The sequence below is a fragment of the Enterobacter cloacae complex sp. XAL002 genome (genome assembly GCF_049236805.1).
GTDB lineage: Bacteria > Pseudomonadota > Gammaproteobacteria > Enterobacterales > Enterobacteriaceae > Enterobacter > Enterobacter intestinihominis.
This window is the reverse complement of the sequence record NZ_JBMKJN010000004.1, coordinates 97,072-122,731: the sequence shown is the minus strand read 5'-3', so window position 1 is coordinate 122,731 and position 25,660 is coordinate 97,072. Positions and strand designations below refer to the sequence as shown.

17 protein-coding genes are annotated in these 25,660 nt (G+C 55.0%); 10 read left to right on the top strand and 7 right to left on the bottom strand.

Going from position 1 to position 25,660, the window contains the following annotated elements:
- The first annotated feature begins 83 nt into the window (after positions 1–83).
- The 3 genes from polB to rluA all read left to right on the top strand — a co-directional run bounded on the left by polB (position 84) and on the right by rluA (position 6,147).
- Positions 84–2,441, top strand: a complete 2,358-nt coding sequence (gene polB / locus ACOT0L_RS05170) for a DNA polymerase II (RefSeq protein ID WP_126502823.1) — start codon at positions 84–86, stop codon at positions 2,439–2,441.
- 127 nt (positions 2,442–2,568) lie between these two features.
- Positions 2,569–5,475: an RNA polymerase-associated protein RapA gene (rapA, locus tag ACOT0L_RS05165; protein WP_023299306.1), complete on the top strand. Its 2,907-nt coding sequence runs from the start codon at positions 2,569–2,571 to the stop codon at positions 5,473–5,475.
- A 12-nt stretch (positions 5,476–5,487) separates the two neighbouring features.
- Positions 5,488–6,147: a bifunctional tRNA pseudouridine(32) synthase/23S rRNA pseudouridine(746) synthase RluA gene (gene rluA, locus ACOT0L_RS05160; RefSeq protein ID WP_058677767.1), complete on the top strand. Its 660-nt coding sequence runs from the start codon at positions 5,488–5,490 to the stop codon at positions 6,145–6,147.
- Between the two features lie 31 nt (positions 6,148–6,178).
- Here rluA and djlA read toward each other — a convergent pair whose 3' ends face one another.
- The gene (gene djlA, locus ACOT0L_RS05155; protein WP_023299305.1) at positions 6,179–6,994 is read right to left on the bottom strand and encodes a co-chaperone DjlA; all 816 of its coding nucleotides are present in this window, start codon (positions 6,992–6,994) and stop codon (positions 6,179–6,181) included.
- Between the two features lie 239 nt (positions 6,995–7,233).
- Between djlA and lptD the strand changes: the two genes are divergently transcribed.
- Genes lptD through apaH form a run of 6 tightly spaced genes read left to right on the top strand, consistent with a single transcriptional unit; the run spans position 7,234 to position 13,963 of the window.
- Positions 7,234–9,585, top strand: coding sequence for an LPS assembly protein LptD (gene lptD, locus ACOT0L_RS05150; RefSeq protein ID WP_126502824.1), 2,352 nt, complete (start codon positions 7,234–7,236; stop codon positions 9,583–9,585).
- Positions 9,586–9,638: 53 nt separating this feature from the next.
- Positions 9,639–10,925 carry a peptidylprolyl isomerase SurA gene (gene surA, locus ACOT0L_RS05145; RefSeq protein WP_003856417.1) on the top strand — a complete coding sequence of 429 codons (1,287 nt, stop codon included), beginning with the start codon at positions 9,639–9,641 and terminating at the stop codon, positions 10,923–10,925.
- Positions 10,925–11,911, top strand: coding sequence for a 4-hydroxythreonine-4-phosphate dehydrogenase PdxA (pdxA, locus tag ACOT0L_RS05140; RefSeq protein WP_022647019.1), 987 nt, complete (start codon positions 10,925–10,927; stop codon positions 11,909–11,911). The genes surA and pdxA overlap by 1 nt, the downstream gene beginning before the upstream one ends.
- Positions 11,908–12,729 (top strand): 16S rRNA (adenine(1518)-N(6)/adenine(1519)-N(6))-dimethyltransferase RsmA, encoded by an 822-nt coding sequence (gene rsmA / locus ACOT0L_RS05135; RefSeq protein ID WP_022647018.1) that lies wholly within the window; start codon positions 11,908–11,910, stop codon positions 12,727–12,729. The genes pdxA and rsmA overlap by 4 nt, the downstream gene beginning before the upstream one ends.
- Before the next feature lie 3 nt (positions 12,730–12,732).
- Complete coding sequence (gene apaG, locus ACOT0L_RS05130; RefSeq protein WP_003856425.1) at positions 12,733–13,110, top strand: Co2+/Mg2+ efflux protein ApaG; 378 nt, start codon at positions 12,733–12,735, stop codon at positions 13,108–13,110.
- A 4-nt stretch (positions 13,111–13,114) separates the two neighbouring features.
- A complete protein-coding gene (apaH, locus tag ACOT0L_RS05125; RefSeq protein WP_126502825.1) occupies positions 13,115–13,963 on the top strand; it encodes a bis(5'-nucleosyl)-tetraphosphatase (symmetrical) ApaH in 849 nt (282 codons plus the stop codon).
- 39 nt (positions 13,964–14,002) lie between these two features.
- On the opposite strand, the gene folA is transcribed toward apaH, so the two are convergent.
- The 3 genes from folA to kefF all read right to left on the bottom strand — a co-directional run bounded on the left by folA (position 14,003) and on the right by kefF (position 16,985).
- Positions 14,003–14,482: a type 3 dihydrofolate reductase gene (gene folA / locus ACOT0L_RS05120; RefSeq protein WP_003856431.1), complete on the bottom strand. Its 480-nt coding sequence runs from the start codon at positions 14,480–14,482 to the stop codon at positions 14,003–14,005.
- A gap of 114 nt (positions 14,483–14,596) precedes the next feature.
- On the bottom strand, positions 14,597–16,462 hold the full coding sequence (gene kefC / locus ACOT0L_RS05115; RefSeq protein ID WP_126502826.1) for a glutathione-regulated potassium-efflux system protein KefC: 1,866 nt from the start codon (positions 16,460–16,462) through the stop codon (positions 14,597–14,599).
- Complete coding sequence (kefF, locus tag ACOT0L_RS05110; RefSeq protein ID WP_022647015.1) at positions 16,455–16,985, bottom strand: glutathione-regulated potassium-efflux system oxidoreductase KefF; 531 nt, start codon at positions 16,983–16,985, stop codon at positions 16,455–16,457. Before kefF ends, kefC begins: the two co-directional genes overlap by 8 nt.
- A gap of 362 nt (positions 16,986–17,347) precedes the next feature.
- Here kefF and ACOT0L_RS05105 point away from each other — a divergent pair, with 362 nt between their 5' ends.
- On the top strand, positions 17,348–20,389 hold the full coding sequence (locus ACOT0L_RS05105; protein ID WP_400211714.1) for an autotransporter outer membrane beta-barrel domain-containing protein: 3,042 nt from the start codon (positions 17,348–17,350) through the stop codon (positions 20,387–20,389).
- Between the two features lie 49 nt (positions 20,390–20,438).
- On the opposite strand, the gene ACOT0L_RS05100 is transcribed toward ACOT0L_RS05105, so the two are convergent.
- The 3 genes from ACOT0L_RS05100 to carA all read right to left on the bottom strand — a co-directional run bounded on the left by ACOT0L_RS05100 (position 20,439) and on the right by carA (position 25,246).
- Complete coding sequence (locus ACOT0L_RS05100) at positions 20,439–20,672, bottom strand: YgdI/YgdR family lipoprotein (RefSeq protein WP_126502828.1); 234 nt, start codon at positions 20,670–20,672, stop codon at positions 20,439–20,441.
- A 182-nt stretch (positions 20,673–20,854) separates the two neighbouring features.
- On the bottom strand, positions 20,855–24,079 hold the full coding sequence (gene carB / locus ACOT0L_RS05095) for a carbamoyl-phosphate synthase large subunit (RefSeq protein WP_032625437.1): 3,225 nt from the start codon (positions 24,077–24,079) through the stop codon (positions 20,855–20,857).
- Positions 24,080–24,097: 18 nt separating this feature from the next.
- The gene (gene carA, locus ACOT0L_RS05090) at positions 24,098–25,246 is read right to left on the bottom strand and encodes a glutamine-hydrolyzing carbamoyl-phosphate synthase small subunit (protein WP_023299297.1); all 1,149 of its coding nucleotides are present in this window, start codon (positions 25,244–25,246) and stop codon (positions 24,098–24,100) included.
- Positions 25,247–25,660: the final 414 nt, after the last annotated feature.

Sequence of the window (25,660 nt, the reverse complement as noted above, 5' to 3'; positions counted from 1 at the left end):
AAAACAGGCACTGTATAAAACCCCAGCAAACACCCCTCAACCAGGCTATAATCAGGCCTGGTTTTGTTTTGTGGGATAGCGGCGTGGCACAGGCGCAAGAAGGCTTTTTACTGACCCGACACTGGCGGGATACCCCTCAGGGCACCGAGGTTGCGTTCTGGCTGGCGACGGATAACGGCCCGCTGCACGTTACCCTGCCGCCTCAGGAGTCCGTGGCGTTTATCCCTGAACACCACGTCGAGAAGGTAAAGCAGCTGCTGCGCGGTGAAAACGGCTGGCGCCTCACGCCTCTTGAGCTAAAAGACTTCCACCGCCAGCCGGTTTATGGCCTCTACTGTCGCGCCCATCGCCAGCTGATGCGCTATGAAAAATTGCTCCGCGAAGCGGGCGTGACGCTCTATGAAGCGGACATTCGCCCGCCGGAACGTTTTCTGATGGAGCGGTTTATCACCGCCCCCGTCTGGGTGGACGGCGCTGAGCAGAACGGTTGTCTCGTGAACGCGCGCCTGAAGCCTAACCCGCACTATCGCCCGCCGCTGAAGTGGGTCTCGCTGGATATCGAAACCACCCGTCACGGCGAGCTTTACTGCATCGGCCTTGAAGGCTGCGGGCAGCGGGTTGTCTATATGCTCGGGCCCCCGAACGGCGATGCGTCCGCGCTGGATTTTCATCTGGAATACGTTACCAGCCGACCACTGCTGCTGGAGAAGCTTAACCAGTGGTTTGCCGAGCACGACCCGGATGTATTGATCGGCTGGAACGTGGTGCAGTTTGACCTGCGCGTGTTGCAAAAACATGCCGAGCGGTACCGCATTCCCCTGACGTTAGGGCGCGGAAACACGGAGCTGGAGTGGCGAGAGCACGGTTTTAAGAACGGCGTATTCTTCGCACAGGCTAACGGTCGCCTGATAATCGACGGCATCGAGGCGCTGAAATCCGCCTTCTGGAACTTCTCTTCCTTCTCGCTGGAAGCGGTCGCCCAGGCGCTGCTCGGTGAAGGTAAATCCATCGACAATCCCTGGGACCGAATGGACGAGATCGACCGGCGCTTTAATGAGGATAAGCCGGCGCTCGCTACTTATAACCTGAAAGACTGTGAGCTGGTAACGCAGATTTTCCATAAAACCGAGATCATGCCCTTCCTGCTGGAACGCGCAACGGTAAACGGTCTCGCGGTCGACAGGCACGGCGGCTCGGTAGCGGCCTTCAGCCACCTCTATTTCCCGCGGATGCATCGGGCGGGCTATGTGGCCCCTAACCTCGGTGACGTGCCGCCGCAGGCCAGTCCCGGCGGTTACGTGATGGATTCACGGCCCGGGCTGTATGATTCGGTGCTGGTGCTGGATTATAAAAGTCTGTACCCGTCGATTATCCGCACATTTCTGATTGATCCGGTAGGGCTGGTCGAGGGGATGGCGCAGCCAGACGATGCGCACAGTACTGAAGGTTTTCTCGGGGCACGCTTCTCGCGCGAAAAACACTGCCTGCCTGAGATCGTGGGAAACATCTGGCACGGCCGCGACGAGGCAAAACGCCACGGCAACAAGCCGCTCTCACAGGCGCTGAAAATCATTATGAACGCCTTTTACGGGGTGCTGGGCACCAGCGCCTGCCGCTTCTTTGATCCGCGTCTGGCGTCGTCCATCACCATGCGCGGGCACGACATTATGCGCCAGACCAAAGCGTTGATTGAATCCCGGGGTTATGACGTTATTTATGGCGACACCGATTCCACCTTTGTCTGGCTGAAATCGGCCCATTCAGAAGACGACGCCGCGCAAATCGGCAAAGAACTGGTCGCCTTCGTGAACGCCTGGTGGCGCGAAAATTTGCAAAAAGAGCGGTTAACCAGCGCGTTAGAGCTGGAGTTTGAAACCCATTTTGCCCGCTTCTTAATGCCGACCATTCGCGGAACCGACCAGGGCAGCAAGAAGCGCTACGCCGGACTGATTCAGGAAGGCGACAAGCAGCGGATGGTGTTTAAAGGGCTGGAGACAGTGCGCACCGACTGGACGCCGCTGGCACAGCAGTTTCAGCAAACGCTTTATCTGCGGGTGTTCCGCAATGAGCCGTATCAGGACTACGTGCGCGAGACGATAGCCAGCCTGATGGCGGGCGAACTTGACGCGCAGCTGGTGTATCGCAAGCGCCTGCGCCGCCCGCTGGCGGAGTACCAGCGTAATGTTCCTCCGCACGTCCGCGCGGCGCGGCTGGCGGATGAAGAGAACGTTCGCCGGGGCCGCGCGCCGCAGTATCAGAACCGGGGAACGATCAAATACGTCTGGACAACGAACGGACCAGAACCCGTTGATTACCAGCAGTCTCCGCTCGATTACGATCACTACCTGACCCGCCAGCTTCAGCCTGTTGCGGAGGGAATTTTACCGTTCATCAACGACGACTTTGCTACACTAGTGACAGGACAACTTGGGCTATTTTGACGCGTGACGAAACCGTTGCCATCCAGTACCATAGCGCCCTTTCCATTCCCGGACCCATTTTTCGATGACCGTCTTTTTTGACGGGGTCGAACTATTGCCTGCAATTAAAGATTAGAGCCGAACAACTATGCCTTTTACACTTGGTCAACGCTGGATCAGCGATACAGAAAGCGAACTTGGATTAGGAACCGTCGTTGCCGTCGATGCGCGCATGGTTACCCTCCTTTTCCCTGCTACCGGTGAAAACCGCCTGTACGCTCGCAATGACTCCCCTGTTACCCGCGTAATGTTCAATCCGGGTGATACCGTGACCAGCCATGACGGCTGGCAACTGAAGGTTGAAGACGTAAAAGAAGAGAATGGACTGCTCGCCTACATCGGAACGCGTCTTGATACCGACGAGACAAATGTCATCCTGCGTGAAGTGCTGCTCGACAGCAAACTGGTGTTCAGCAAGCCGCAGGACCGTCTGTTTGCCGGGCAAATCGACCGAATGGATCGCTTCTCCCTGCGCTACCGCGCACGTAAGTTCCAGAGTGAGCAGTACCGCATGCCGTGGAGCGGCCTGCGCGGTCAGCGTACCAGCCTTATTCCCCATCAGCTGAATATCGCCCATGACGTGGGCCGTCGCCATGCGCCTCGCGTGCTGCTGGCTGACGAAGTGGGCCTGGGTAAAACCATCGAAGCAGGCATGATCCTGCACCAGCAGCTGCTCTCTGGCGCTGCCGAGCGCGTGCTGATTGTGGTGCCGGAAACGCTGCAACACCAGTGGCTGGTTGAAATGCTGCGCCGCTTTAACCTGCGCTTCTCCCTGTTCGACGATGAGCGCTATGCCGAAGCCCAGCACGACGCGGACAACCCGTTTGAAACCGAACAGCTGGTCATTTGTTCCCTGGACTTCGTGCGCCGCAGCAAGCAGCGCCTGGAGCATCTGTGCGACGCTGAATGGGATCTGATGGTCGTCGACGAAGCGCATCACCTCGTCTGGAGCGAAGACGCGCCAAGCCGTGAATACATGGCGATTGAGCAGCTTGCCGAGCGCGTACCGGGCGTTCTGCTCCTGACCGCCACGCCGGAGCAGCTGGGTCTTGAGAGCCACTTCGCCCGTCTACGTCTGCTCGATCCCAACCGTTTCCACGATTTTGAGCAGTTTGTTGAAGAGCAGAAAAACTACCGCCCGGTGGCGGACGCCGTCGCGCTGCTGCTGGCCGGTAATCGTCTCTCTAATGATGAGCTTAACACTCTCAGCGATCTGATTGGCGAGCAGGATATTGAGCCGCTGCTTCAGGCCGCGAACAGCGACAGCGATAATGCGGGATCCGCGCGTAAAGAGCTGATCGACATGCTGATGGATCGCCACGGTACCAGCCGCGTGCTGTTCCGTAACACCCGTAACGGCGTGAAAGGCTTCCCGAAACGCGAGCTGCACACCATCAAACTGCCGCTGCCGACCCAGTACCAGACGGCGATTAAAGTCTCCGGCATTATGGGTACCCGTAAATCTGCGGAAGATCGCGCGCGCGACATGCTCTACCCGGAGCAGATTTATCAGGAATTCGAAGGCGACACCGGCACCTGGTGGAATTTCGATCCGCGCGTGGAGTGGTTGATGGGCTACCTCACCGCTCACCGTTCCCAGAAAGTGCTGGTGATCTGCGCCAAAGCCGCTACCGCATTGCAGCTGGAGCAGGTTCTGCGTGAGCGCGAAGGCATTCGCGCCGCCGTGTTCCACGAAGGCATGTCCATAGTTGAGCGCGATCGTGCAGCAGCCTGGTTTGGTGAAGAGGACAGCGGCGCGCAGGTTCTGCTGTGCTCTGAAATCGGTTCTGAAGGCCGTAACTTCCAGTTCGCCAGCAATCTGGTGATGTTCGATCTGCCGTTTAACCCGGATCTGCTGGAGCAGCGTATCGGCCGTCTGGATCGTATCGGGCAGGCGCACGATATTCAGATCCACGTGCCGTATCTGGAGAAAACCGCCCAGTCGGTGCTGGTGCGCTGGTACCACGAAGGGCTGGACGCGTTTGAACACACCTGCCCGACCGGCCGCACCATTTACGATCAGGTCCATGGCGATCTGATCGGTTACCTGGCCGCGCCTGAAAATAGTGAGGGCTTTGATGAGCTGATCAAATCCTGCCGTGAGAAGCACGACGCACTGAAAGCGCAGCTGGAGCAGGGTCGCGATCGCCTGCTGGAGATCCACTCCAACGGCGGTGAAAAAGCGCAGCAGCTGGCCGAAAGCATTGAAGAGCAGGACGACGACACCAGCCTGATCAGCTTCTCCATGAATCTGTTCGACATCGTCGGTATAAACCAGGACGATCGCGGCGAGAACATGATCGTGCTGACCCCGTCCGATCATATGCTGGTGCCGGATTTCCCGGGCCTGCCGGAAGACGGCTGCACAATCACCTTTGAGCGTGATGTGGCGCTGTCCCGCGAAGACGCACAGTTCATTACCTGGGAGCACCCGCTGATCCGCAACGGTCTGGATCTGATCCTCTCCGGCGATACCGGCAGCAGCACCATTTCCCTGTTGAAGAACAAAGCCTTGCCTGTGGGCACGCTGCTGGTGGAGCTGATCTACGTTGTGGAAGCGCAGGCGCCGAAACAGCTTCAGCTTAACCGCTTCCTCCCGCCAACGCCGGTGCGTCTGCTGCTGGATAAAAACGGTACGAATCTGGCCGGCCAGGTGGAGTTTGAAAGCTTCAACCGTCAGTTGAGCGCGGTGAACCGCCATACCGGCAGCAAGCTGGTGAATGCGGTGCAACAGGACGTGCATGCCATTCTGCAACTGGGTGAAACCCAGGCCGAAAAAGCGGCCAGAGTGCTGATTGATGCGGCGCGCAGCGAAGCCGATGAGAAGCTTTCTGCCGAGCTGTCGCGTCTGGAAGCGTTGAAAGCGGTGAACCCGAACATTCGTGACGATGAGCTGGCCGCAATTGAGAGCAACCGCCAGCAGGTGCTGGAAAGTCTGAATCAGGCCGGATGGCGTCTCGACGCCCTGCGTCTTATCGTTGTGACGCATCAGTAAGCGGAGCGCAAAATGGTAATGGAGCCCTACAATCCCCCGATGGATCCGTGGCTGGTCATTCTGTATCAGGACGAACACATTATGGTGGTTAACAAGCCGAGCGGCCTGTTGTCCGTGCCGGGGCGTCTGGAAGAGCATAAAGACAGCGTGATGACGCGTATCCAGCGCGATTATCCCCAGGCCGAGTCTGTCCATCGTCTGGATATGGCGACCAGCGGCGTGATTGTGGTGGCTCTTAATAAGGCGGCAGAACGTGAGCTGAAGCGTCAGTTCCGCGAGCGCGAGCCGAAGAAGCAGTATGTCGCCCGCGTGTGGGGCCATCCGGCGCAGGCGGAAGGGCTGGTGGATTTACCGCTGATTTGCGACTGGCCGAACCGGCCAAAGCAGAAGGTGTGTTATGAAACCGGCAAGGCTGCGCAGACCGAGTATGAAGTGCTGGAGTACGCGCCGGATAATACCGCGCGCGTCCTGCTGAAGCCGATTACCGGGCGCTCCCATCAGCTGCGTGTGCATATGCTTGCGATGGGTCACCCGATTCTGGGTGACAGATTCTATGCGCCGCCGGAAGCGCTGGCGTTAGCGCCGCGCCTGCAACTGCATGCGCAGACGCTCACCATCACCCACCCTGCTTTCTGCAACGCCATGACGTTCAAAGCCCCGGTGGACTTCTGAAAAAATGGCCCGACACTGTCGGGCCATTTTTTTATTTAAAACCTTTCTGCTCTTTAATCAGCTCGTAGGCTTTCTGGATTTCCTGCGCTTTCTGTTTCGCCATCTCCATCATCTCAGGCGGCAGGCCTTTCGCCACCAGCTTATCCGGATGGTGCTCGCTCATCAGCTTACGATAGGCGCGTTTGATGGTCGTGACATCGTCAGAGGGCTTCACGCCGAGGACATTACAGGCATCTTCAAGCGTAGGGCCACGCTGCGCCTGCTGCCACCCGCCACCGGACGATTGCTGTTGATAACCGCCGCCAAAGTGCGCGCCGCCCTGCATCATGCGCAGGAACTGATCGAACTGCATGCGGGAAATGCCCAGCTCTTCAGCAATCACATACAGGACGTCCCGTTCATTCGGATGCAGAGAGCCATCCGCGAAGGCGGCCTGGATTTGAATTTCCAGAAACATCCGAATTAAATCAAAGCGCCCGAAGCAGATGCTACGGAACTGCCGCATTTTTTCACGCAGCGGGTAGTTATCCGCTTTACCAATCCGGAATGCATTCTGCGCCGCGACGCGGGATTCGCCGTGCAGATTCATGCGATCCATAAAGACGCTGGCAACCTGAATATCGGCTTCCGTTACGCGCCCTTTTGATTTGGTTAAGTGCCCCATCACCTCGAAGGTGGTGGAGAAAAAGAGTGACTGGCGCTCGCGCTGGTTGGCAAACCAGGCCATTTTGCGGCTGCGTGCTTTATCAAACATATGGCCGATAATGAGGCCAAGAACAACACCCCAGAATCCGGCACCCATAATAATTGCGAACGCAACGCCGATTATTTTACCCCAATACTGCATATACTCCCCGAATGGTCATGTTCCTGGCCGACGCAACGCCATCATTACAGTGGTCGCGCCACGGTCAATTGAGGGACATCGCCTATAATTTGCATTATCATACTCGTCATTCGATAGCGAGCCTAACACTCTGGCGCGCAAACGGGCAGGATTAACGCTGGTACTGCGCTGATGAGTAAGATAGTCTCTGAGCGTTTGTAAGCCGTAGCCACTGATGACGGAACAATAAAATACAACGTATGAAAAAACGTATCCCCACCCTTCTGGCCACAATGATTGGCACCGCCCTGTACAGCCAACAGGGGCTCGCAGCCGATCTCGCCTCGCAGTGTATGCTTGGCGTCCCAAGTTACAATCGCCCACTGGTGAAAGGCGATACGAATGACTTACCCGTCACCATTAATGCCGACAGCGCAAAAGGTAATTATCCTGACAATGCAACCTTTACGGGCAATGTCGATATTAACCAGGGAAACAGCCGTCTGCTGGCTGACGAAGTGCAATTGCACCAGAAGCAGCCGGAAGGTGCTCAGGCGCCTGTCCGTACGGTGGATGCGCTGGGTAATGTGCACTATGACGACAATCAGGTCATCCTGAAAGGTCCGAAAGCCTGGTCGAATCTGAATACCAAAGACACCAACGTCTGGGAAGGTGATTATCAGATGGTCGGTCGTCAGGGGCGCGGTACCGCAGACCTGATGAAGCAGCGCGGCGAGAACCGCTACACCATTCTCGAAAACGGCTCGTTTACGTCCTGTTTGCCAGGGTCAAATACCTGGAGCGTTGTGGGCAGCGAAGTGATCCACGACCGTGAAGAACAGGTTGCAGAGATCTGGAACGCCCGTTTTAAACTCGGCCCGGTGCCCATTTTCTATAGTCCTTACCTGCAACTGCCTGTGGGTGACAAACGTCGTTCAGGCTTCCTGATCCCGAACGCCAAGTACAGCACGTCGAACTACTTTGAGTTCTACCTGCCGTACTACTGGAACATTGCGCCCAACATGGACGCCACGATCACGCCGCACTACATCCATAAGCGCGGTAACATCATGTGGGAGAACGAATTCCGCTATCTGACCAAAGCGGGCGCGGGCCTGATGGAGTTTGATTATCTGCCATCAGATAAGGTGTTCCAGGACGAACATCCGAGCGAAGGTGATAAGCACCGCTGGATGTACTACTGGAAGCACGCCGGGGTATTGGATCAGGTGTGGCGCTTCAACATCGACTACACCAAAGTCAGCGATCCGTATTACTTCAACGACTTCGACTCTAAATACGGGTCCAGTACCGACGGTTACGCCACGCAGAAATTCAGCGTGGGCTACGCCATTGAGAATTTTGACGCGACGGTGTCGACCAAGCAGTTCCAGGTATTTGATACGCAATCGCGTAGTACCTATGGTGCAGAGCCGCAGCTGGACGTGAACTGGTACCAGAACGATGTGGGTCCTTTCGACACGCACGTTTACGCTCAGGCGGTCCATTTCGTCAACACCAACTCGGATATGCCGGAATCAACGCGTCTGCATATCGAGCCGACGATCAATCTGCCGTGGTCAAACGACTGGGCAAGCCTGAATACCGAAGCCAAGCTGATGGCCACCCACTATCAGCAGAAAAATCTGGAATGGTATAACAAACGCTATGGCACCGATCTTGAAGAGTCGGTAAACCGTACGCTTCCGCAATTCAAAATGGACGGGAAGCTGATTTTCGAACGTGACATGGCTCTTCTCGCGGATGGATACACCCAGACGCTTGAGCCACGTATGCAGTATCTGTACGTGCCTTATCGCGATCAGAGCAAAATTCAAAACTACGATTCGTCCTTCCTGCAATCAGACTACAGCGGCCTGTTCCGGGATCGTACCTACGGCGGCCTTGACCGTATTGCGTCTGCTAACCAGTTAACGACCGGCGTCACAACGCGCGTTTATGATGATGCTGCCGTTGAACGTTTTAACGTTTCTGTTGGTCAAATCTACTATTTCACCGAGTCTCGTACCGGTGATGACGACATTAACTGGGAGAAAGACAACAAAACGGGCTCACTGGTATGGGCGGGCGACACCTACTGGCGTATGACGGATCGTTGGGGTCTGCGCGGTGGTGTTCAGTACGATACACGACTGGACAATATCGCGACGGGCAGCGCTGCCATCGAATATCGTCGTGATGAAGATCGCATGTTGCAGTTGACGTACCGTTACGCCAGCCCGGAGTATATCCAGGCGACATTGCCAAACTATGCGAATACAGACCAATACAAAGACGGTATTTCACAGGTGGGTACCGCCGCGAGCTGGCCTATCGCCGATCGTTGGTCAGTCGTCGGAGCCTACTACTATGACACGAATGCCCAAAAACCTGCTGACCAGATGCTGGGTCTGCAATATAACTCCTGCTGTTACGCAATACGTGTCGGTTACGAACGCAAACTTAACGGCTGGGATACGCAAAACAGTCAGGGCAAATACGATAACGTGATTGGCTTTAATATCGAGTTGCGCGGCCTGAGCTCTAACTACGGTCTGGGCACGCAGCAGATGCTGCGCTCGAACATTCTGCCGTATCGTAGTTCATTGTAATGTGCTTGATTTACAACGTAATCCGCTTTGCGGTTAATTGAAATGGAAAAAGTATGAAGAACTGGAAAACGCTGCTACTCGGTGTCGCTATGGTTGCGAATACCAGCTTCGCGGCCCCACAGGTTGTCGATAAAGTCGCGGCTGTGGTTAACAACGGCGTCGTGCTTGAAAGTGACGTTGACGGTTTGATGAAATCTGTAAAGCTCAACTCGGGCCAGGCAGGTCAACAACTTCCGGATGACGCTACGCTGCGCCACCAGATCCTGGAACGTCTGATCATGGATCAGATTGTCCTGCAAATGGGCCAGAAAATGGGTGTGAAGATCTCTGACGAGCAGCTCGATCAGGCGATCGCTAACATTGCAAAGCAGAACAACATTACCCCGGACCAGATGCGTAGCCGCCTGGCCTATGACGGCATCAGCTATGCCACCTACCGTAATCAGATCCGTAAAGAGATGCTGATTTCAGAAGTGCGTAACAATGAAGTCCGTCGCCGCGTCACCATCCTGCCTCAGGAAGTGGATGCCCTGGCGAAACAGGTGGGTAATCAGAATGATGCCAGCACTGAACTTAACCTGAGCCACATCCTGATCCCACTGCCGGAAAACCCAACCTCCGATCAGGCGGCTGAGGCGGAAAGTCAGGCGCGCGCTATCGTTGAGCAGGCGCGTAATGGCGATGACTTCGGCAAACTGGCGATCACCTACTCTGCTGACCAGCAGGCGCTGAAAGGCGGCCAGATGGGCTGGGGCCGTATTCAGGAGCTGCCATCCCTGTTTGCCCAGGCGCTGAGCACGGCGAAGAAAGGCGACATCGTCGGTCCAATCCGTTCCGGTGTGGGCTTCCACATTCTGAAAGTGAACGACCTGCGCGGTCAGAGCCAGAACATTTCGGTTACCGAAGTGCATGCGCGCCATATCCTGCTCAAACCGTCTCCGATCATGACTGACGATCAGGCCCGTGCGAAGCTGGAACAGATCGCCGCAGACATCAAGAGCGGTAAAACCACCTTCGATAAAGCGGCAAAAGAGTTCTCTCAGGATCCTGGCTCTGCAAACCAGGGCGGTGACCTGGGTTGGGCGGCAGCGGATATTTACGATCCAGCTTTCCGCGATGCGTTAATGAAGCTGAATAAGGGTCAGATGAGCGCGCCAGTGCACTCCTCCTTCGGCTGGCATCTGATCCAGCTGATGGACACGCGCAACGTGGATAAAACCGACGCGGCGCAGAAAGATCGTGCGTATCGGATGCTGTTTAACCGTAAGTTCTCTGAAGAAGCCGCAACCTGGATGCAGGAACAACGCGCCAGCGCTTACGTGAAAGTGTTGAGCAACTAATGAAACCGCATCGTGTTGTGATCACTCCCGGCGAACCCGCCGGGATTGGGCCTGACCTTGTGGTTCAGCTCGCCCAGCGCAGCTGGCCGGTAGAGTTGGTTGTTTGCGCAGATGCAACACTGTTACAAGACCGGGCAGCCTTGCTCGGTCTGCCTTTAACGCTCCTCCCTTACGTTGAAGGCCAACAGCCCGCACCGCAGCAGGCTGGTACTCTCACCCTGCTTTCAGTTCCGCTCCGTGCACCTGTTGTCCCCGGTGAGTTACACATCGAAAACGGCCACTACGTTGTCGAGACGCTGGCGCGCGCCTGTGACGGTTGCCTTCAGGGCGAATTTGCAGCCCTGATCACCGGTCCGGTGCATAAAGGCGTAATCAACGACGCGGGCATTCCGTTTACCGGGCATACCGAATTTTTCGAAGAGCGTTCGCACAGCCCGAAAGTGGTGATGATGCTGGCAACCGAAGCAATGCGCGTTGCGCTGGTAACAACGCACCTGCCGATCAAAGCCATTCCGGATGCCATTACGCCTGAACTCCTGCGTGAGATCATTGGCATTTTGCATCACGATCTGCAAACCAAATTCGGTATTCCGCAGCCGCATGTGCTGGTTTGCGGCCTGAATCCGCACGCGGGTGAGGGCGGACATATGGGCACTGAAGAGATCGACACCATCATTCCGGTGCTTGAGGAGATGCGGGCGAAGGGGATGAACCTCAGCGGGCCACTGCCTGCCGACACCCTTTTCCAGCCCAAATACCTGGATAAAGCCGATGCCGTACTCGCGATGTACCACGATCAGGGTCTGCCCGTGCTAAAATACCAGGGATTTGGTCGCGGGGTGAATATCACCCTCGGCTTACCCTTTATTCGAACGTCCGTTGACCACGGTACTGCGCTGGATCTGGCAGGCCAGGGAAAAGCGGATGTCGGCAGTTTTATCACGGCGCTTAATCTCGCCATCAAAATGATTGTTAATACTCAATGACTAATCGAGTCCATCAGGGCCACTTAGCCCGTAAACGCTTCGGGCAAAACTTCCTCAACGATCAGTTTGTGATCGACAGTATCGTTTCTGCCATTAATCCGCAGAAAGGCCAGGCCATGGTCGAAATCGGCCCGGGTCTTGCCGCGCTGACCGAGCCGGTAGGCGAACGCCTTGACGAACTGACCGTTATCGAACTCGACCGCGATCTGGCCGCGCGTCTGCAAACGCACCCTTTCCTCGGGCCGAAGCTGACGATTTATCAGCAGGATGCGATGACCATGAACTTTGGCGAACTGTCAGAAAAAATGGGACAGCCGCTGCGCGTGTTCGGTAACCTGCCGTACAACATCTCCACCCCGCTGATGTTCCATCTGTTTAGCTATACTGATGCCATTGCCGACATGCACTTCATGTTGCAAAAAGAGGTCGTTAACCGTCTGGTTGCAGGGCCGAACAGTAAAGCGTATGGTCGTTTAAGCGTGATGGCGCAATATTACTGCAACGTGATCCCGGTATTAGAAGTGCCGCCTTCCGCGTTCACGCCACCACCAAAAGTGGATTCTGCGGTTGTGCGCCTGGTGCCACATAAAACGATGCCGTATCCGGTCAAAGACCTGCGCGTGCTGAGCCGTATCACGACTGAAGCCTTTAACCAGCGCCGTAAAACGATTCGTAACAGCCTTGGCAATCTGTTTACCGTTGACGTGTTAGCTGAGTTGGGCATCGACCCGGCAATGCGTGCGGAAAATATTTCCGTAGAGCACTACTGCAAGCTGGCTAATTACATCAGCGACAATGCGCCGCCGAAGGAGAGCTAAGCCATGATTGATTCGCCCCGCGTCTGTGTTCAGGTTCAAAGCGTCTACATTGAGTCCCAATCCACACCGGATGAAGAACGTTTTGTCTTTGCTTATACCGTAACCATTCGCAATCTGGGGCGGATGCCTGTGCAACTGCTCGGGCGCTACTGGCTTATCACCAACGGCAATGGCCGCGAAATTGAAGTCCAGGGTGAAGGTGTGGTCGGCGAACAACCCCATATCGCCCCTGGCGAAGAGTATCAGTACACCAGCGGTGCGGTCATTGAAACGCCACTGGGTACCATGCAAGGCCATTACGAAATGGTCGATGCCGACGGTAATGCTTTCCGCATTGCTATTCCTGTGTTCCGTCTCGCCGTACCTACACTTATTCATTAATCTAATGTCTACATATCTGATTGGCGACGTTCACGGTTGCTACGATGAACTGATCGCATTATTAAAACAGGTCGATTTTACTCCCGGGCAGGACACGCTCTGGCTTACAGGCGATTTAGTGGCGCGCGGCCCTGGCTCCCTTGACGTCCTGCGTTACGTCAAATCTCTGGGCGACAGCGTGCGGCTGGTACTGGGCAACCACGATCTGCATCTGCTGGCCGTATACGCCGGGATCAGCCGTAATAAGCCGAAAGATCGCATTACCCCCCTGCTGGAAGCACCGGATGCCGATGAGTTGCTCAACTGGCTGCGTCGCCAGCCACTGCTACAGATTGACGAAGAGAAAAAGCTGGTGATGGCTCATGCCGGCATCACGCCTCAGTGGGATCTTGAGACGGCAAAAACCTGCGCGCGCGACGCCGAAGCGGTGCTGGCGAGCGACTCCTACCCGTTCTTCCTCGATGCGATGTACGGCGACATGCCGAATAACTGGAGTGATGACCTCAGCGGCCTGGCGCGGCTACGTTTTATCACCAATGCTTTTACGCGGATGCGCTACTGCTTCCCGAACGGGCAGCTGGATATGTATTGCAAAGATACGCCGGAAAAAGCCCCTGCGCCGCTTAAGCCATGGTTTGCGATTCCGGGCCCCGTGACAAACGAATTTAGCGTGGTATTTGGGCACTGGGCATCACTGGAAGGAAAAGGCACCCCGGAAAATATCTATGCGCTGGATACCGGATGCTGCTGGGGCGGGGATTTAACCTGCTTACGCTGGGAAGATAAAACCTACTTTGTCCAGCCATCCAACCGACAGCTGGATTTAGGCGAGGGAGAGGCGGTCGCCTCCTGAAGATGTTTATCCTCTCCCTTTGGGGAGAGGATAAAAACGTTAACGACGTTCCAGAATTTCGAAGCAGTAGCTGTGCGAGTTCTGCGCATCCGCATCGTGAAACTCACTGAATACGGACTCCCACTCGTCCGGATCGTAATCCGGAAAATGGGTATCCCCTTCCACTTCCGCATCAATGTGCGTCAGATACAGTTTCTGCGCTTTTGGCAGGAACTGCTCATACACGCGACCACCACCGATCACCATGATCTCTTCGGCATCGCCGCAGGCGGCAATCGCTTCATCAACGGATTTCACCCACTGCACGCGATCGTCAGTGCCCGGCTGGCTACTGATCACAATATTCTTACGACCCGGCAATGGACGACCAATCGACTCCCAGGTCAGGCGGCCCATCACTACCGGCTTGTTTAACGTAGTACGTTTAAACCATGCGAGATCGGCAGGCAGGTTCCACGGCATGGCGTTTTCCATGCCGATAACGCGGTCTACCGCCAGCGCTGCAATCAGACTGATCATTGAAAATTTCCCGGATGCAAAAAATTGCCGCCACTATACGGAAAGCTTAATCTTTCGTCGACTGGCGGCAGGGTAAAGAATTAGAAATTTTTTAATATTGCTGGCAACTCCACTTCACGCAGAGGGTTTACTCTCCGGTTCATCCGCAGGATCACCGGTATGCTTGCCCTCTTCCGTCCCTTGCCAGCCGTGGCGCTGAACCAGCGACAGGTGATTACGATCCTCGTTGATGATTTCCGTCAGCATGGTGCTGGTGCGTTTAAACACCGCTGCGCGTTCGGTTGCCGTACTGCTCGCCATCGCCACCATCTCTTCCACCATCTCATGGTTAAAGCGGCGGAACAGATCGGCACGTTCACGCGCTTCATACGCACCAAGCCCCAGACTTTCCAGCGCCATGCGGCCAGATTTGAGCGCCCCTTCGAAGGTTTCACGTTCAGGGGCTGCCACCCCCGCCTGACGCAGCTGGATGTAGTGATCCACATCGCGCGCACGGGAGATAATGGTCAGATGCGGAAAATGCTCTTTAACCAGCTCAACCATCTGCATGCTGGTCTCAGGATCGTCGATGGCGTTAATCAGCACCTCGGCTTTCGCCGCCCCGGCGGATTCCAGCAGGTCCGCCCGGGTCGCATCACCATAAAACACTTTCATATCGAATTTACGCAGCGTATCAACATGGTCAGGATCGTGATCGAGGATAACCATTTTCACACCGCTGGAGAGCAGTAAACGGCCGGCGATCTGCCCGAAGCGGCCAAATCCGGCGATGATCACGCGAGGCTGCTCCTCGTCGATCTCATCGGCTTCTCGCTCCTGTTCGCTTCCCGTTTTTTCCAGACGCGTCAGCAGCACTAGCAGAATTGGCGTTGCGGCCATCGACAGCGCGACCGCCAGGGTCAGCGCTTTTGCCCATTCCGGATCGAGTACATTTGCCATTTGCGCTGCGCCAAAGACCACGAAAGCAAACTCACTCCCCTGCCCCAGCAGCACAGCAAACCAGCGGCGTTGCGGTTTTGGCACGTTTAACGGTCGGGCAATCAGCCACAGCATCGCCATTTTAATGACCAGGAAACCCACCAGCAGAATGATGATGCGCAGCGGGTGGGTTACCAGCGTCCCGAAGTCGATAGACATCCCGACGCCGATGAAAAACAGCCCAAGCAGCAATCCTTTAAACGGCTCGATATCGCTTTCCAGCGCGTGACGATATTCGGAGCTTGCCAGTAAGACCCCTGCGAGGAAAGCGCCCATCGCCATCGACAGCCCAGCCTCTTCAAGCAGCAATCCAAAACCAAACACCAGGAATAACGCAACGGCGCTGAATACTTCGCGCAGGCCAGAGCGAGCCACAAAGCGCAGCAACGGACGCGTTACGTAGCGCCCCAGAAGAATTACCAGCGCCAGCGCACCGACAACCTTCAGCGCAGATAAGGCAAATGCCCCCAGCGTCGTTGATGCGCCGCTGGTTGCCAGCAGCGGGATCATCGCTACCAGCGGGATGGCGGCAATATCCTGGAACAGCAGTACGGAGAAGGTGCTGCGCCCCATTTGCGAGACCGTCAGGTTACGTTCGTTCATTGCCTGCATGGCAATCGCCGTCGAGGAGAGCGCCAGCGTCATGCCAATCAGCTCTGCGACTTTCCACTCAATCCCCAGCAAAATGCAGAACCCGCCCAACAGCAGACCGCAGGCCAGCATTTGCAAAGCGCCACCGCCAAACACCGAGGCGCGCAGTTTCCACAGCCGCTGCGGATCCAATTCCAGGCCAATCACAAACAGCATCAGCACCACGCCGATTTCCGCAAAATGCAGGATTGACTCGGCATCCGTCACCAGCCGAAAGCCCCAGGGGCCAATCACACACCCGGCAATCAGATAGCCGAGCACCGAGCCCAGCCCCAGACGGACCGCCACGGGCACAATTAATGCCGCCGCGCCGAGGTAAATCAGCGCCTGTATCATCGTATGGCTATCCATTGTGCCCCTCCTGCCACTCGAGTAAGCGTTGTTTGTAGTGACGAGCCTGCGCCTGCAAGGTTTCATCGTCGCAGATAAAGGTACAGTGCATTGCAAAAGGCGGAAGCCAGTTCAGGCCACAGTAAAGGGCGGTAGCCTGGAGCGGCTGCGCCAGCACGTCAAATCCGGGGAAAGCGCCAATCTCAAAGTGGCTTTCACCCCCACCGGTGGTTACAGCCCACATCAGGCTTTTTCCCTGAAGCGCTTTGCCGTTGTGTCCGTATGCCCAACCGTGCGACAAGACTTTGTCGATCCACAATTTCAGCAGCGGAGGTGTGCTGTACCACTGCATCGGATGCTGCCAGACGATCAGATCGGCACGAGAGAGCGCCTCCTGTTCGGCGGCGACATCGATACTGAAATCAGGATAGAGTTGATAGAGGGAACGTATCTCAACGTTTTCGAGCGTCCTTGCCTGCTCAAGCATCCGTTTATTCGCATGCGAATGTTGCGGATAGGGATGCGCATAAATTATCAGAACCATGAATATGCCTGTCTTTTACTTTTCTTGTAGCATTGAGTGTAGACAGTTACCACCCCGACTTAAAGGGGCTATCTAACGGTTAAAAGTAAAACGCAAGTATTGGCAACCCATCCCACCTTACCAGCGACAGTGGCGCTAAACACGAAGAGCGATACGCGAGACAAATTCATCCTACAAAATAGTTATGGCCATTCATATTATCAACAGATATTTTTAGCGAAACTTAAGTCATTATTTAATAAATCAACCTGTACATAACCTATTGAAAAAATAATAATTTTATGCTTTTTTGTTTTAAGCTCACGCTTTAAGACGGACTAAATACGTTTTACGCACGTTATCTAATGTTCCTTCTCACTCAAATGGATGTGTACATGAGCAACAATTTCTTTAGATTAAATCATACAACCAAAACTCTTGGAAAGATATTTCCTGCCTTGTTGATATGCACCCCTGCGGTTGCATTTTCTGCAACGATTGACCAATCAACTTCTGTTCCTCAAGATTTCTCAGCCGATGCTGAATATATTATTAATAAAAACGTGACGATCTCCTCCGCTGGTAGTGAAGCGGCGGTATCGGTCTCTGGGTTTACTCTCACCAATGTCACTAACGAAGGGAATATTTCTGGCACGGGAAATGGCCTGAATATAAATACTGGTGTACAGCGCATTGTAATTAATAACGACATCGGCGCAACCATTTCCTCCACCACCGCGAATGCGGTGAATATTCAGTCACTACTCGGTGATTTTAATAACAGTGGAAACATTACTGGCTCGGAAAATGGCATTTTTGTCAGTGAAAACTCCTCCGCATTAAATATTACCAATACCAGCACCGGAACGATAAAAGGAAAAACAGGTCTTAGTACTCAGGTTGGCATTGGCATTAATAACAGTGGCGAAATTATCGGTACAAACGGTGATGCTATTACGGCAAATGATGGCAACACTAAGATTTTTAACAGTGCCACTGTGCAGGGAACCCAGTACGGAATCAATGTAAAAGATACAGCAAAATTAGATATCAAAAATAGCGGAACGATTAGTGGTGAAACAAACGCTATTATGTTTGCCAGCGATAAAAATAACACGCTACTGCTCGACACTGGCTCCAACCTCATCGGTGACGTAATATCCACAAATTCCAGAGGAAATACCCTGACGTTGATCGGCACCGGTACGGAAGACAGTAACTTCGTGGGTCTGAATGAAGGCGACGGTTTTGCCAGCGTAAAAATGGAGGGTGAAAGCTGGGCACTGTCGGGCGATCTCGACATTATTGGCTCTGGCGACTCCTTGCTGATAGAGACTGGCGCGTTAACCCTGTCGGGTGCGGTATCGAATACCGGTAATACGCGGGTGGCCAAAGACGCCTCGCTGCAACTGGGCGATGGCGAAAAAACTGCGACGCTCAGCGGTGGGCTCACCAACAATGGTACCGTCATTTTTAATCAGGGTAGCGATTTCACTTTCGCCACCGACATGACCGGTAGCGGTAACGTCGAAAAAGTTGATTCCAACACGCTGACCCTGACAGGCAAAAATAGCTATACAGGGAATACGGTTCTGCACGGTGGCACCACGCTGGTCTCCACCGGAGCAACGCTCGGCGTCAAGGGCAGTAACGCCACCGTTACCGTTGAAAACGGCGCGACCTTTGCCACCGCAGGCGAAGTGAACAACAACATCGCGATTCTTAGCGGCGGTACGCTGGCGGCATGGAATGCAGTCCAGGGTAACTCCACGCTCAGCGCTTCCGGTGTTGATACCATCAACGGCAACGTGGCTAATGGCGGCACGCTGTTGCTGAGTGCGGCTGATAATAGCGTTGGCAATAATTTTACGATTAATGGCGACTACACCGGCTCTGACGGTAGCCAGATTGTGATGAACAGCACTCTGGGTGAAGATAACTCACCAACTGACCACCTCACCATTACGGGCAGCAGCTTCGGTCAGTCCGGCGTCAGCATTACCAACATTGGCGGCGCAGGCGCGCAAACCATTAACGGTATGGAAATTGTCAGCATTGGCGGCAGTTCCGAAGCCCAGCTGACGCTGGCAAAACCGGTCGTCGCAGGCGCCTGGGAATATAACCTCTACCAGCACAGTGACGGAAACTGGTATCTGGAATCAAAGGCGACGCCTTCTGATGATCCTTCCGACGACACCGATGACGGTGGCAATAATGATGACGGCGGTAACACCGACGGCGGTGGCAACACCGATGACGGTGGTAACACCGATGACGGTGGTAACACAGATGACGGTGGTAACGCCGATGATGGTGGTAACACCGACAACGGCGGCAACACTGACAACGGCGACAACACCGATAACGGCGGCAACACTGACAACGGTGGCAACACCGATAACGGCGGCAACACTGACAACGGCGGCAACACCGATAACGGCGGCAACACCGATAACGGCGGCAACACCGATAACGGCGGTAACAGTGCCCCGGAAGTTATGGCACCTGAAGTGGGTGCTTACTTAGGTAACTACCTTGCCGCGCAGAGCATGTTCCTGCATAAGCGCGACGATCGCGACCAGCTCACTTTCCGCAATGAAGACGATCTGAACACCTGGATGTACGTTAAGGGTCGCTATCATGAGAACGATGCGGGTGGCGATAAAGTCAGCTACGACACCACCACCACCGTTCTGCAAGTCGGCAGCGATTTCATGAGCAAGCCAATGGATAACGGCATCCTGCGTGCCGGTGGTATGTTCGGTGCAGGCCAGGCGAAGACCCACTCTGATGCGAAGCACAACGTGCGTGACGCACAGGGTAAAGTTGATGGATTCAATGTTGGGCTGTACGCCACCTGGCAGGAAGATCAGAAATTACGTCTGGGCAGCTACGTTGATACCTGGGCCGCTTATAGCTGGTACAACAACAAAGTCACCAGCAATCGTAACGATGAAGATTACGATAGCGAAGGTTTCGCCGCGTCTGTTGAAGTCGGCCACGCGTGGGTTATCCAGTCTGAAAATGAACGTACATGGAAGATCGAGCCACAGGCGCAGGTGATCTACAGCTATCTCGATCAGGAAAATCACACCGATCGCGACGGCGTACGCGTAACCACGCTGGACAATGACAGCGTCTTTGGTCGTCTTGGCGTTAAAGCAAGCTACTTCCAGCAGAAGGACGTCAAGGCCTGGCAGCCATACGTCGCAGTTAACTGGTTGAAAGGTGCTGGTCAAAACGATCTGGCATTCAATGACGAAACCGTCAGCAACGATACGCCAGAAGATCGTGGTCAGTTAGAGCTGGGCGTAACCGGCAACCTGAACGAAACCACAACGATCTCCCTGCGTGCCAGCGGTGAGTGGGGTGAAAACAGCTATGCCGCTTACGGCGGTCATATTTTGTTAAACCATCGCTGGTAATCGATCATTCTGACGCAAAAAAAGCAGTGGCATGTGCCACTGCTTTTTTTTAGTTATCCAGCTCACCCATTGATTTAACCTGGTCACGGTTAATCTGTTCAGTTTGACCGGTATCGGCGTTTTTGTACGATACCAGACCGGTATCGTCATCCACCTGCGGTTTCCCGTCAGTAACGATAGTTTTACCATCGGTGGTTTTTACGGCCTGATTTGACGAACAGCCCGCCACGGTGAACATTGCAGTGGCAGCCAGAACGGAAGCGATCAGTAGTTTATTTTGCATGGTGTTTTCCCCTGCTCTCAGTTGAATTTTCGTTATCGACCTAACCATTTTAGGCTAACTGACTGAAAGCGGATGAAAAACCAGAAGGTTCTTAAGATGGGTAAAGAAAACCGTAGGGCGGGTAAGCGAAGCGCCACCCGCCACTTGCCCGGCGGCGCTAACGCTTGCCGGGCCTACGCAGATTACTTGCTAATCTGAGCGTGCATTTCCTGCACCGAAATCACCTTCTCGGTAGCATCCGCATTCAGCGCCATGGCCGTCGCGAAACCGCCGTTCAGGGTGGTGTCGTAATGCACTTTATACTGGAGCGCGCTGCGGCGAATCAGCTTGGAGTCTTCAATCGCCTGGCGACCTGCGGTGGTGTTGATGATGTAGGTGTACTCACCATTCTTGATACGGTCCTGAATGTGCGGACGACCTTCATGCACCTTGTTCACCAGACGCGGGTTGATCCCAGCTTCACCCAGCACAATTGCCGTGCCGTGGGTTGCATCCAGCTCGAAGCCCTGTTTAAGCAGCTTGGCGGCCAGGTCAACCACGCGCTCTTTATCGCCTTCGCGAACGGAGAGCAGCGCACGGCCCGATTTTCTCATGGTGGAGCTGCTGCCCAGCTGTGCCTTGGCAAACGCTTCTGCGAAGGTGCGGCCCACGCCCATCACTTCCCCGGTAGAGCGCATCTCTGGCCCTAACAGTGGGTCAACGCCCGGGAATTTGTTGAACGGCAGCACCACCTCTTTCACCGAGTAGTACGGTGGGATGATTTCTTTCGTGACGCCCTGCTGAGCCAGCGTCTGGCCAGCCATCACGCGCGCCGCCACTTTCGCCAGCGGAATACCGGTCGCTTTAGAGACGAACGGTACGGTACGTGCCGCACGCGGGTTGACTTCAATCAGATAAACTTCGTTGTCTTTCACTGCGAACTGGACGTTCATCAGGCCGCGAACCTGTAGCTCGAAGGCCAGCTTCTGCACCTGCTGACGCATCACATCCTGAATCTCCTGGCTCAGGGTGTACGCAGGAAGAGAACATGCGGAGTCACCGGAGTGCACACCAGCCTGCTCGATGTGCTCCATAATGCCGCCAATCAGCACCATTTCGCCGTCGCAGATAGCGTCAACGTCGACTTCAACCGCGTCGTCGAGGAAGCGGTCGAGCAGCACTGGCGCATCGTTGGAAACGCTCACCGCCGTCTGGAAGTAGCGACGCAGGTCGGCTTCGTCATAGACGATTTCCATCGCACGGCCGCCCAGTACGTAGGATGGACGCACCACCAGCGGGTAACCAATCTCTTTCGCTTTCTCAACGGCCATTTCAATCGCGGTCACGGTGGCGTTCGCCGGCTGTTTCAGCTTGAGACGATCAACTGCCTGCTGGAAACGCTCGCGGTCTTCCGCACGGTCAATCGCGTCCGGGCTGGTGCCGATGACCGGCACACCTGCTGCTTCCAGCGCACGCGCCAGCTTCAGCGGAGTCTGGCCGCCATACTGCACGATCACGCCTTTCGGCTTCTCGATGCGCACGATTTCCAGCACGTCTTCCAGCGTAACCGGCTCGAAGTAGAGGCGGTCGGAAGTGTCGTAGTCGGTCGAGACGGTTTCCGGGTTACAGTTGACCATGATGGTCTCGTAACCGTCTTCGCGCAGCGCCAGCGAGGCATGCACGCAGCAGTAGTCGAACTCAATGCCCTGGCCGATACGGTTTGGACCGCCGCCCAGCACCATAATCTTGTCGCGGTCGACGGACGGGTTCGCCTCGCACTCATCTTCATAGGTGGAGTACATGTACGCGGTATCGGTCGAGAACTCTGCCGCACAGGTGTCCACGCGCTTGTAAACCGGGTGCAGGTCATACTGGTCGCGCAGCTTGCGGATCTCCGCTTCACGTACGCCCGCCAGTTTAGCCAGACGCGCATCGGCGAAGCCTTTACGCTTCAGCATGCGCAGGAAGTCTGCGTCCAGGCCGTTGATGCCCAGCTCTGCCACTTTCTCTTCCAGACGCACCAGCTCTTCAATCTGCACCAGGAACCAGCGGTCGATGTTAGTCAGGTTAAATACGCCGTCGACAGAGAGGCCCGCACGGAAGGCATCGGCGATGTACCAGATACGCTCTGCGCCCGCGTCTTTCAGCTCGCGGCGGATTTTGGTCAGTGCTTCCGGGTCGTCCAGGCTGACTTTCGGGTCAAAGCCGGTCGCGCCCACTTCCAGGCCACGCAGCGCTTTTTGCAGGGATTCCTGCTGCGTGCGGCCAATCGCCATGACTTCACCAACGGATTTCATCTGGGTAGTCAGACGGTCGTTCGCGCCGGCGAATTTCTCGAAATTAAAGCGAGGAATTTTGGTCACAACGTAGTCGATGGACGGTTCGAAGGACGCTGGCGTGCGGCCACCGGTGATGTCGTTCATCAGCTCGTCAAGGGTGTAACCCACCGCCAGTTTCGCCGCCACTTTCGCAATCGGGAAGCCGGTGGCTTTGGAGGCCAGCGCGGAGGAACGGGACACGCGCGGGTTCATTTCGATAACAATCAGACGGCCGGTTTTCGGGTTCACCGAGAACTGCACGTTCGAGCCGCCGGTTTCCACGCCGATTTCACGCAGTACCGCCATCGAGGCGTTACGCATGATTTGGTACTCTTTGTCGGTCAGCGTCTGAGCTGGCGCAACGGTGATGGAGTCGCCGGTGTGGATCCCCATCGCGTCGAAGTTTTCGATGGAGCAGACGATGATGCAGTTGTCGTTTTTATCACGCACCACTTCCATCTCGTACTCTTTCCAGCCAATCAGCGATTCATCAATCAGCAGCTCTTTGGTTGGGGAGAGATCCAGACCGCGTTCGCAAATCTCTTCGAACTCTTCGCGGTTGTAGGCGATACCGCCGCCGGTGCCGCCCATGGTGAATGATGGACGGATGATGCACGGATAGCCCACGTCAGCCGCGACGGCCAGCGCTTCTTCCATGTTGTGTGCGATACCGGAACGCGCGGTGTCGAGGCCAATTTTTTTCATTGCTACGTCGAAGCGACGACGGTCTTCTGCTTTATCAATCGCGTCGGCGGTTGCACCAATCATGGTCACGCCGAACTCTTCCAGCACGCCCTGACGCTCCAGCTCCAGTGCACAGTTCAGCGCCGTCTGGCCGCCCATGGTCGGCAGCACCGCATCCGGACGCTCTTTCTCGATAATTTTGCGTACCACTTCCCAGTGAATCGGCTCAATGTAGGTCGCATCTGCCATTTCCGGGTCGGTCATGATGGTGGCCGGGTTAGAGTTGACCAGGATGACGCGGTAACCCTCTTCGCGCAGGGCTTTACACGCCTGCGCGCCGGAGTAGTCAAATTCGCAGGCCTGGCCGATCACGATCGGGCCAGCGCCAAGGATCAGGATGCTTTTTATGTCTGTACGTTTTGGCATGGTCTTCTCAGCTCCTGATTATTTAGCAGTCTTACGGTATTGCTCGATAAGTTCGATGAAGTGATCGAACAGCGGCGCGGCATCGTGTGGGCCCGGGCTGGCTTCAGGGTGGCCCTGGAAGCTGAACGCAGGCTTATCGGTGCGATGGATACCCTGCAAGGTACCATCGAACAGTGATTTGTGCGTCACACGCAGGTTAGCGGGCATCGTCGCTTCATCCACAGCGAAGCCGTGGTTCTGCGCGGTGATCATTACCGTGTTGTTGTCGATATCTTTCACCGGGTGGTTACCGCCATGGTGGCCGAACTTCATCTTGACGGTGTTCGCTCCGCTCGCCAGCGCCAGCAGCTGATGGCCGAGACAGATGCCGAATACCGGGATATCGGTTTCAAGGAAGGACTTAATGGCGTCGATAGCGTAGTCACACGGCGCCGGGTCGCCAGGACCGTTAGAGAGGAAGATGCCGTCCGGGTTCATCTTCAGAACATCTTCCGCAGACGTTTGTGCCGGGACGACCGTCAGGCGGCAGCCACGGTCAACCAGCATACGCAGGATGTTGCGCTTGGCACCAAAATCGTAGGCCACCACGTGGAACGGCAGCTCGCTTTCCGGTTTCGCTTCCGGCAGGTCGCCTTCCAGCGTCCAGCTTCCCTGCGTCCAGCTGTAGGCTTCTGTGGTAGTCACTTCTTTCGCCAGGTCCATCCCGTTCAGGCCCGGGAAGGCTTTCGCTTTTTCCAGCGCCAGCGCCGCATCGAGGTTGTCCCCTGCGATGATGCAGCCATTTTGTGCACCCTTCTCGCGCAGCAGACGCGTCAGCTTACGGGTATCGATATCGGCAATCGCCACAATGTTATGGCGCTTCAGGTAAGAAGAGAGGTCTTCGGTGTTGCGGAAGTTGCTGGCAATCAGCGGCAGGTCGCGAATGACCAGGCCTTGTGCATGTACCTGAGAGGATTCTTCGTCAGCCGCATTGGTGCCGACATTGCCGATATGAGGATAAGTAAGAGTAACGATTTGGCGAGAATAGGAAGGATCAGTGAGGATTTCTTGATAACCGGTCATTGAAGTATTGAAAACGACTTCCCCAACCGCCGAACCCGTTGCCCCTATGGCCCGACCGATAAACTGGGTTCCGTCTTCCAGAACCAATAGCGCTGACTTAATCAAAACACCCTCCAGAGAATATTCACTCACTTTATTTGCATATTAATTCATAACCATGTCATGGATCAATGCAAATGTGTTGCCAGCGGATTTTTGGCAAACGGCGGCATTCTGGGGATTTGCCATGTAAAAGTCAACTTAAAACGGGGATTTTGTTTATTCTTTTGCAGGCCTGATGGCTTGATTTCAAATTAAGCGGCAAAAAGATCAACTAAATCACTGTGGAAACCGCTTGCGCAGGCAGTTTAAAAGAAACAATCGTCTTGCGGGAATAAAAAGTGGACCATATGGTCAAAATTTACAGTGCAGCAACATAAAATAGCATGAAAACACTTACTTTAAATGAGTTAATTGCAATAATCCTTTGAAATAGACAAAATAAAAGGGCAATAAAATATTGCCCTATGCAATCAAATA

Excerpts from the sequence above, each read along its gene's own strand:
- rapA (WP_023299306.1), top strand. The coding sequence starts at position 2,569 with ATGCCTTTTACACTTGGTCAACGCTGGATCAGCGATACAGAAAGCGAA.
- kefC (WP_126502826.1), bottom strand. The coding sequence starts at position 16,462 with ATGGATAGCCATACGATGATACAGGCGCTGATTTACCTCGGCGCGGCG.
- carB (WP_032625437.1), bottom strand. The coding sequence starts at position 24,079 with ATGCCAAAACGTACAGACATAAAAAGCATCCTGATCCTTGGCGCTGGC.
- ACOT0L_RS05105 (WP_400211714.1), top strand. The coding sequence starts at position 17,348 with ATGGATGTGTACATGAGCAACAATTTCTTTAGATTAAATCATACAACC.
- surA (WP_003856417.1), top strand. The coding sequence starts at position 9,639 with ATGAAGAACTGGAAAACGCTGCTACTCGGTGTCGCTATGGTTGCGAAT.
- pdxA (WP_022647019.1), top strand. The coding sequence starts at position 10,925 with ATGAAACCGCATCGTGTTGTGATCACTCCCGGCGAACCCGCCGGGATT.
- rsmA (WP_022647018.1), top strand. The coding sequence starts at position 11,908 with ATGACTAATCGAGTCCATCAGGGCCACTTAGCCCGTAAACGCTTCGGG.
- apaG (WP_003856425.1), top strand. The coding sequence starts at position 12,733 with ATGATTGATTCGCCCCGCGTCTGTGTTCAGGTTCAAAGCGTCTACATT.
- rluA (WP_058677767.1), top strand. The coding sequence starts at position 5,488 with ATGGTAATGGAGCCCTACAATCCCCCGATGGATCCGTGGCTGGTCATT.
- apaH (WP_126502825.1), top strand. The coding sequence starts at position 13,115 with ATGTCTACATATCTGATTGGCGACGTTCACGGTTGCTACGATGAACTG.
- kefF (WP_022647015.1), bottom strand. The coding sequence starts at position 16,985 with ATGGTTCTGATAATTTATGCGCATCCCTATCCGCAACATTCGCATGCG.
- ACOT0L_RS05100 (WP_126502828.1), bottom strand. The coding sequence starts at position 20,672 with ATGCAAAATAAACTACTGATCGCTTCCGTTCTGGCTGCCACTGCAATG.
- lptD (WP_126502824.1), top strand. The coding sequence starts at position 7,234 with ATGAAAAAACGTATCCCCACCCTTCTGGCCACAATGATTGGCACCGCC.
- djlA (WP_023299305.1), bottom strand. The coding sequence starts at position 6,994 with ATGCAGTATTGGGGTAAAATAATCGGCGTTGCGTTCGCAATTATTATG.
- folA (WP_003856431.1), bottom strand. The coding sequence starts at position 14,482 with ATGATCAGTCTGATTGCAGCGCTGGCGGTAGACCGCGTTATCGGCATG.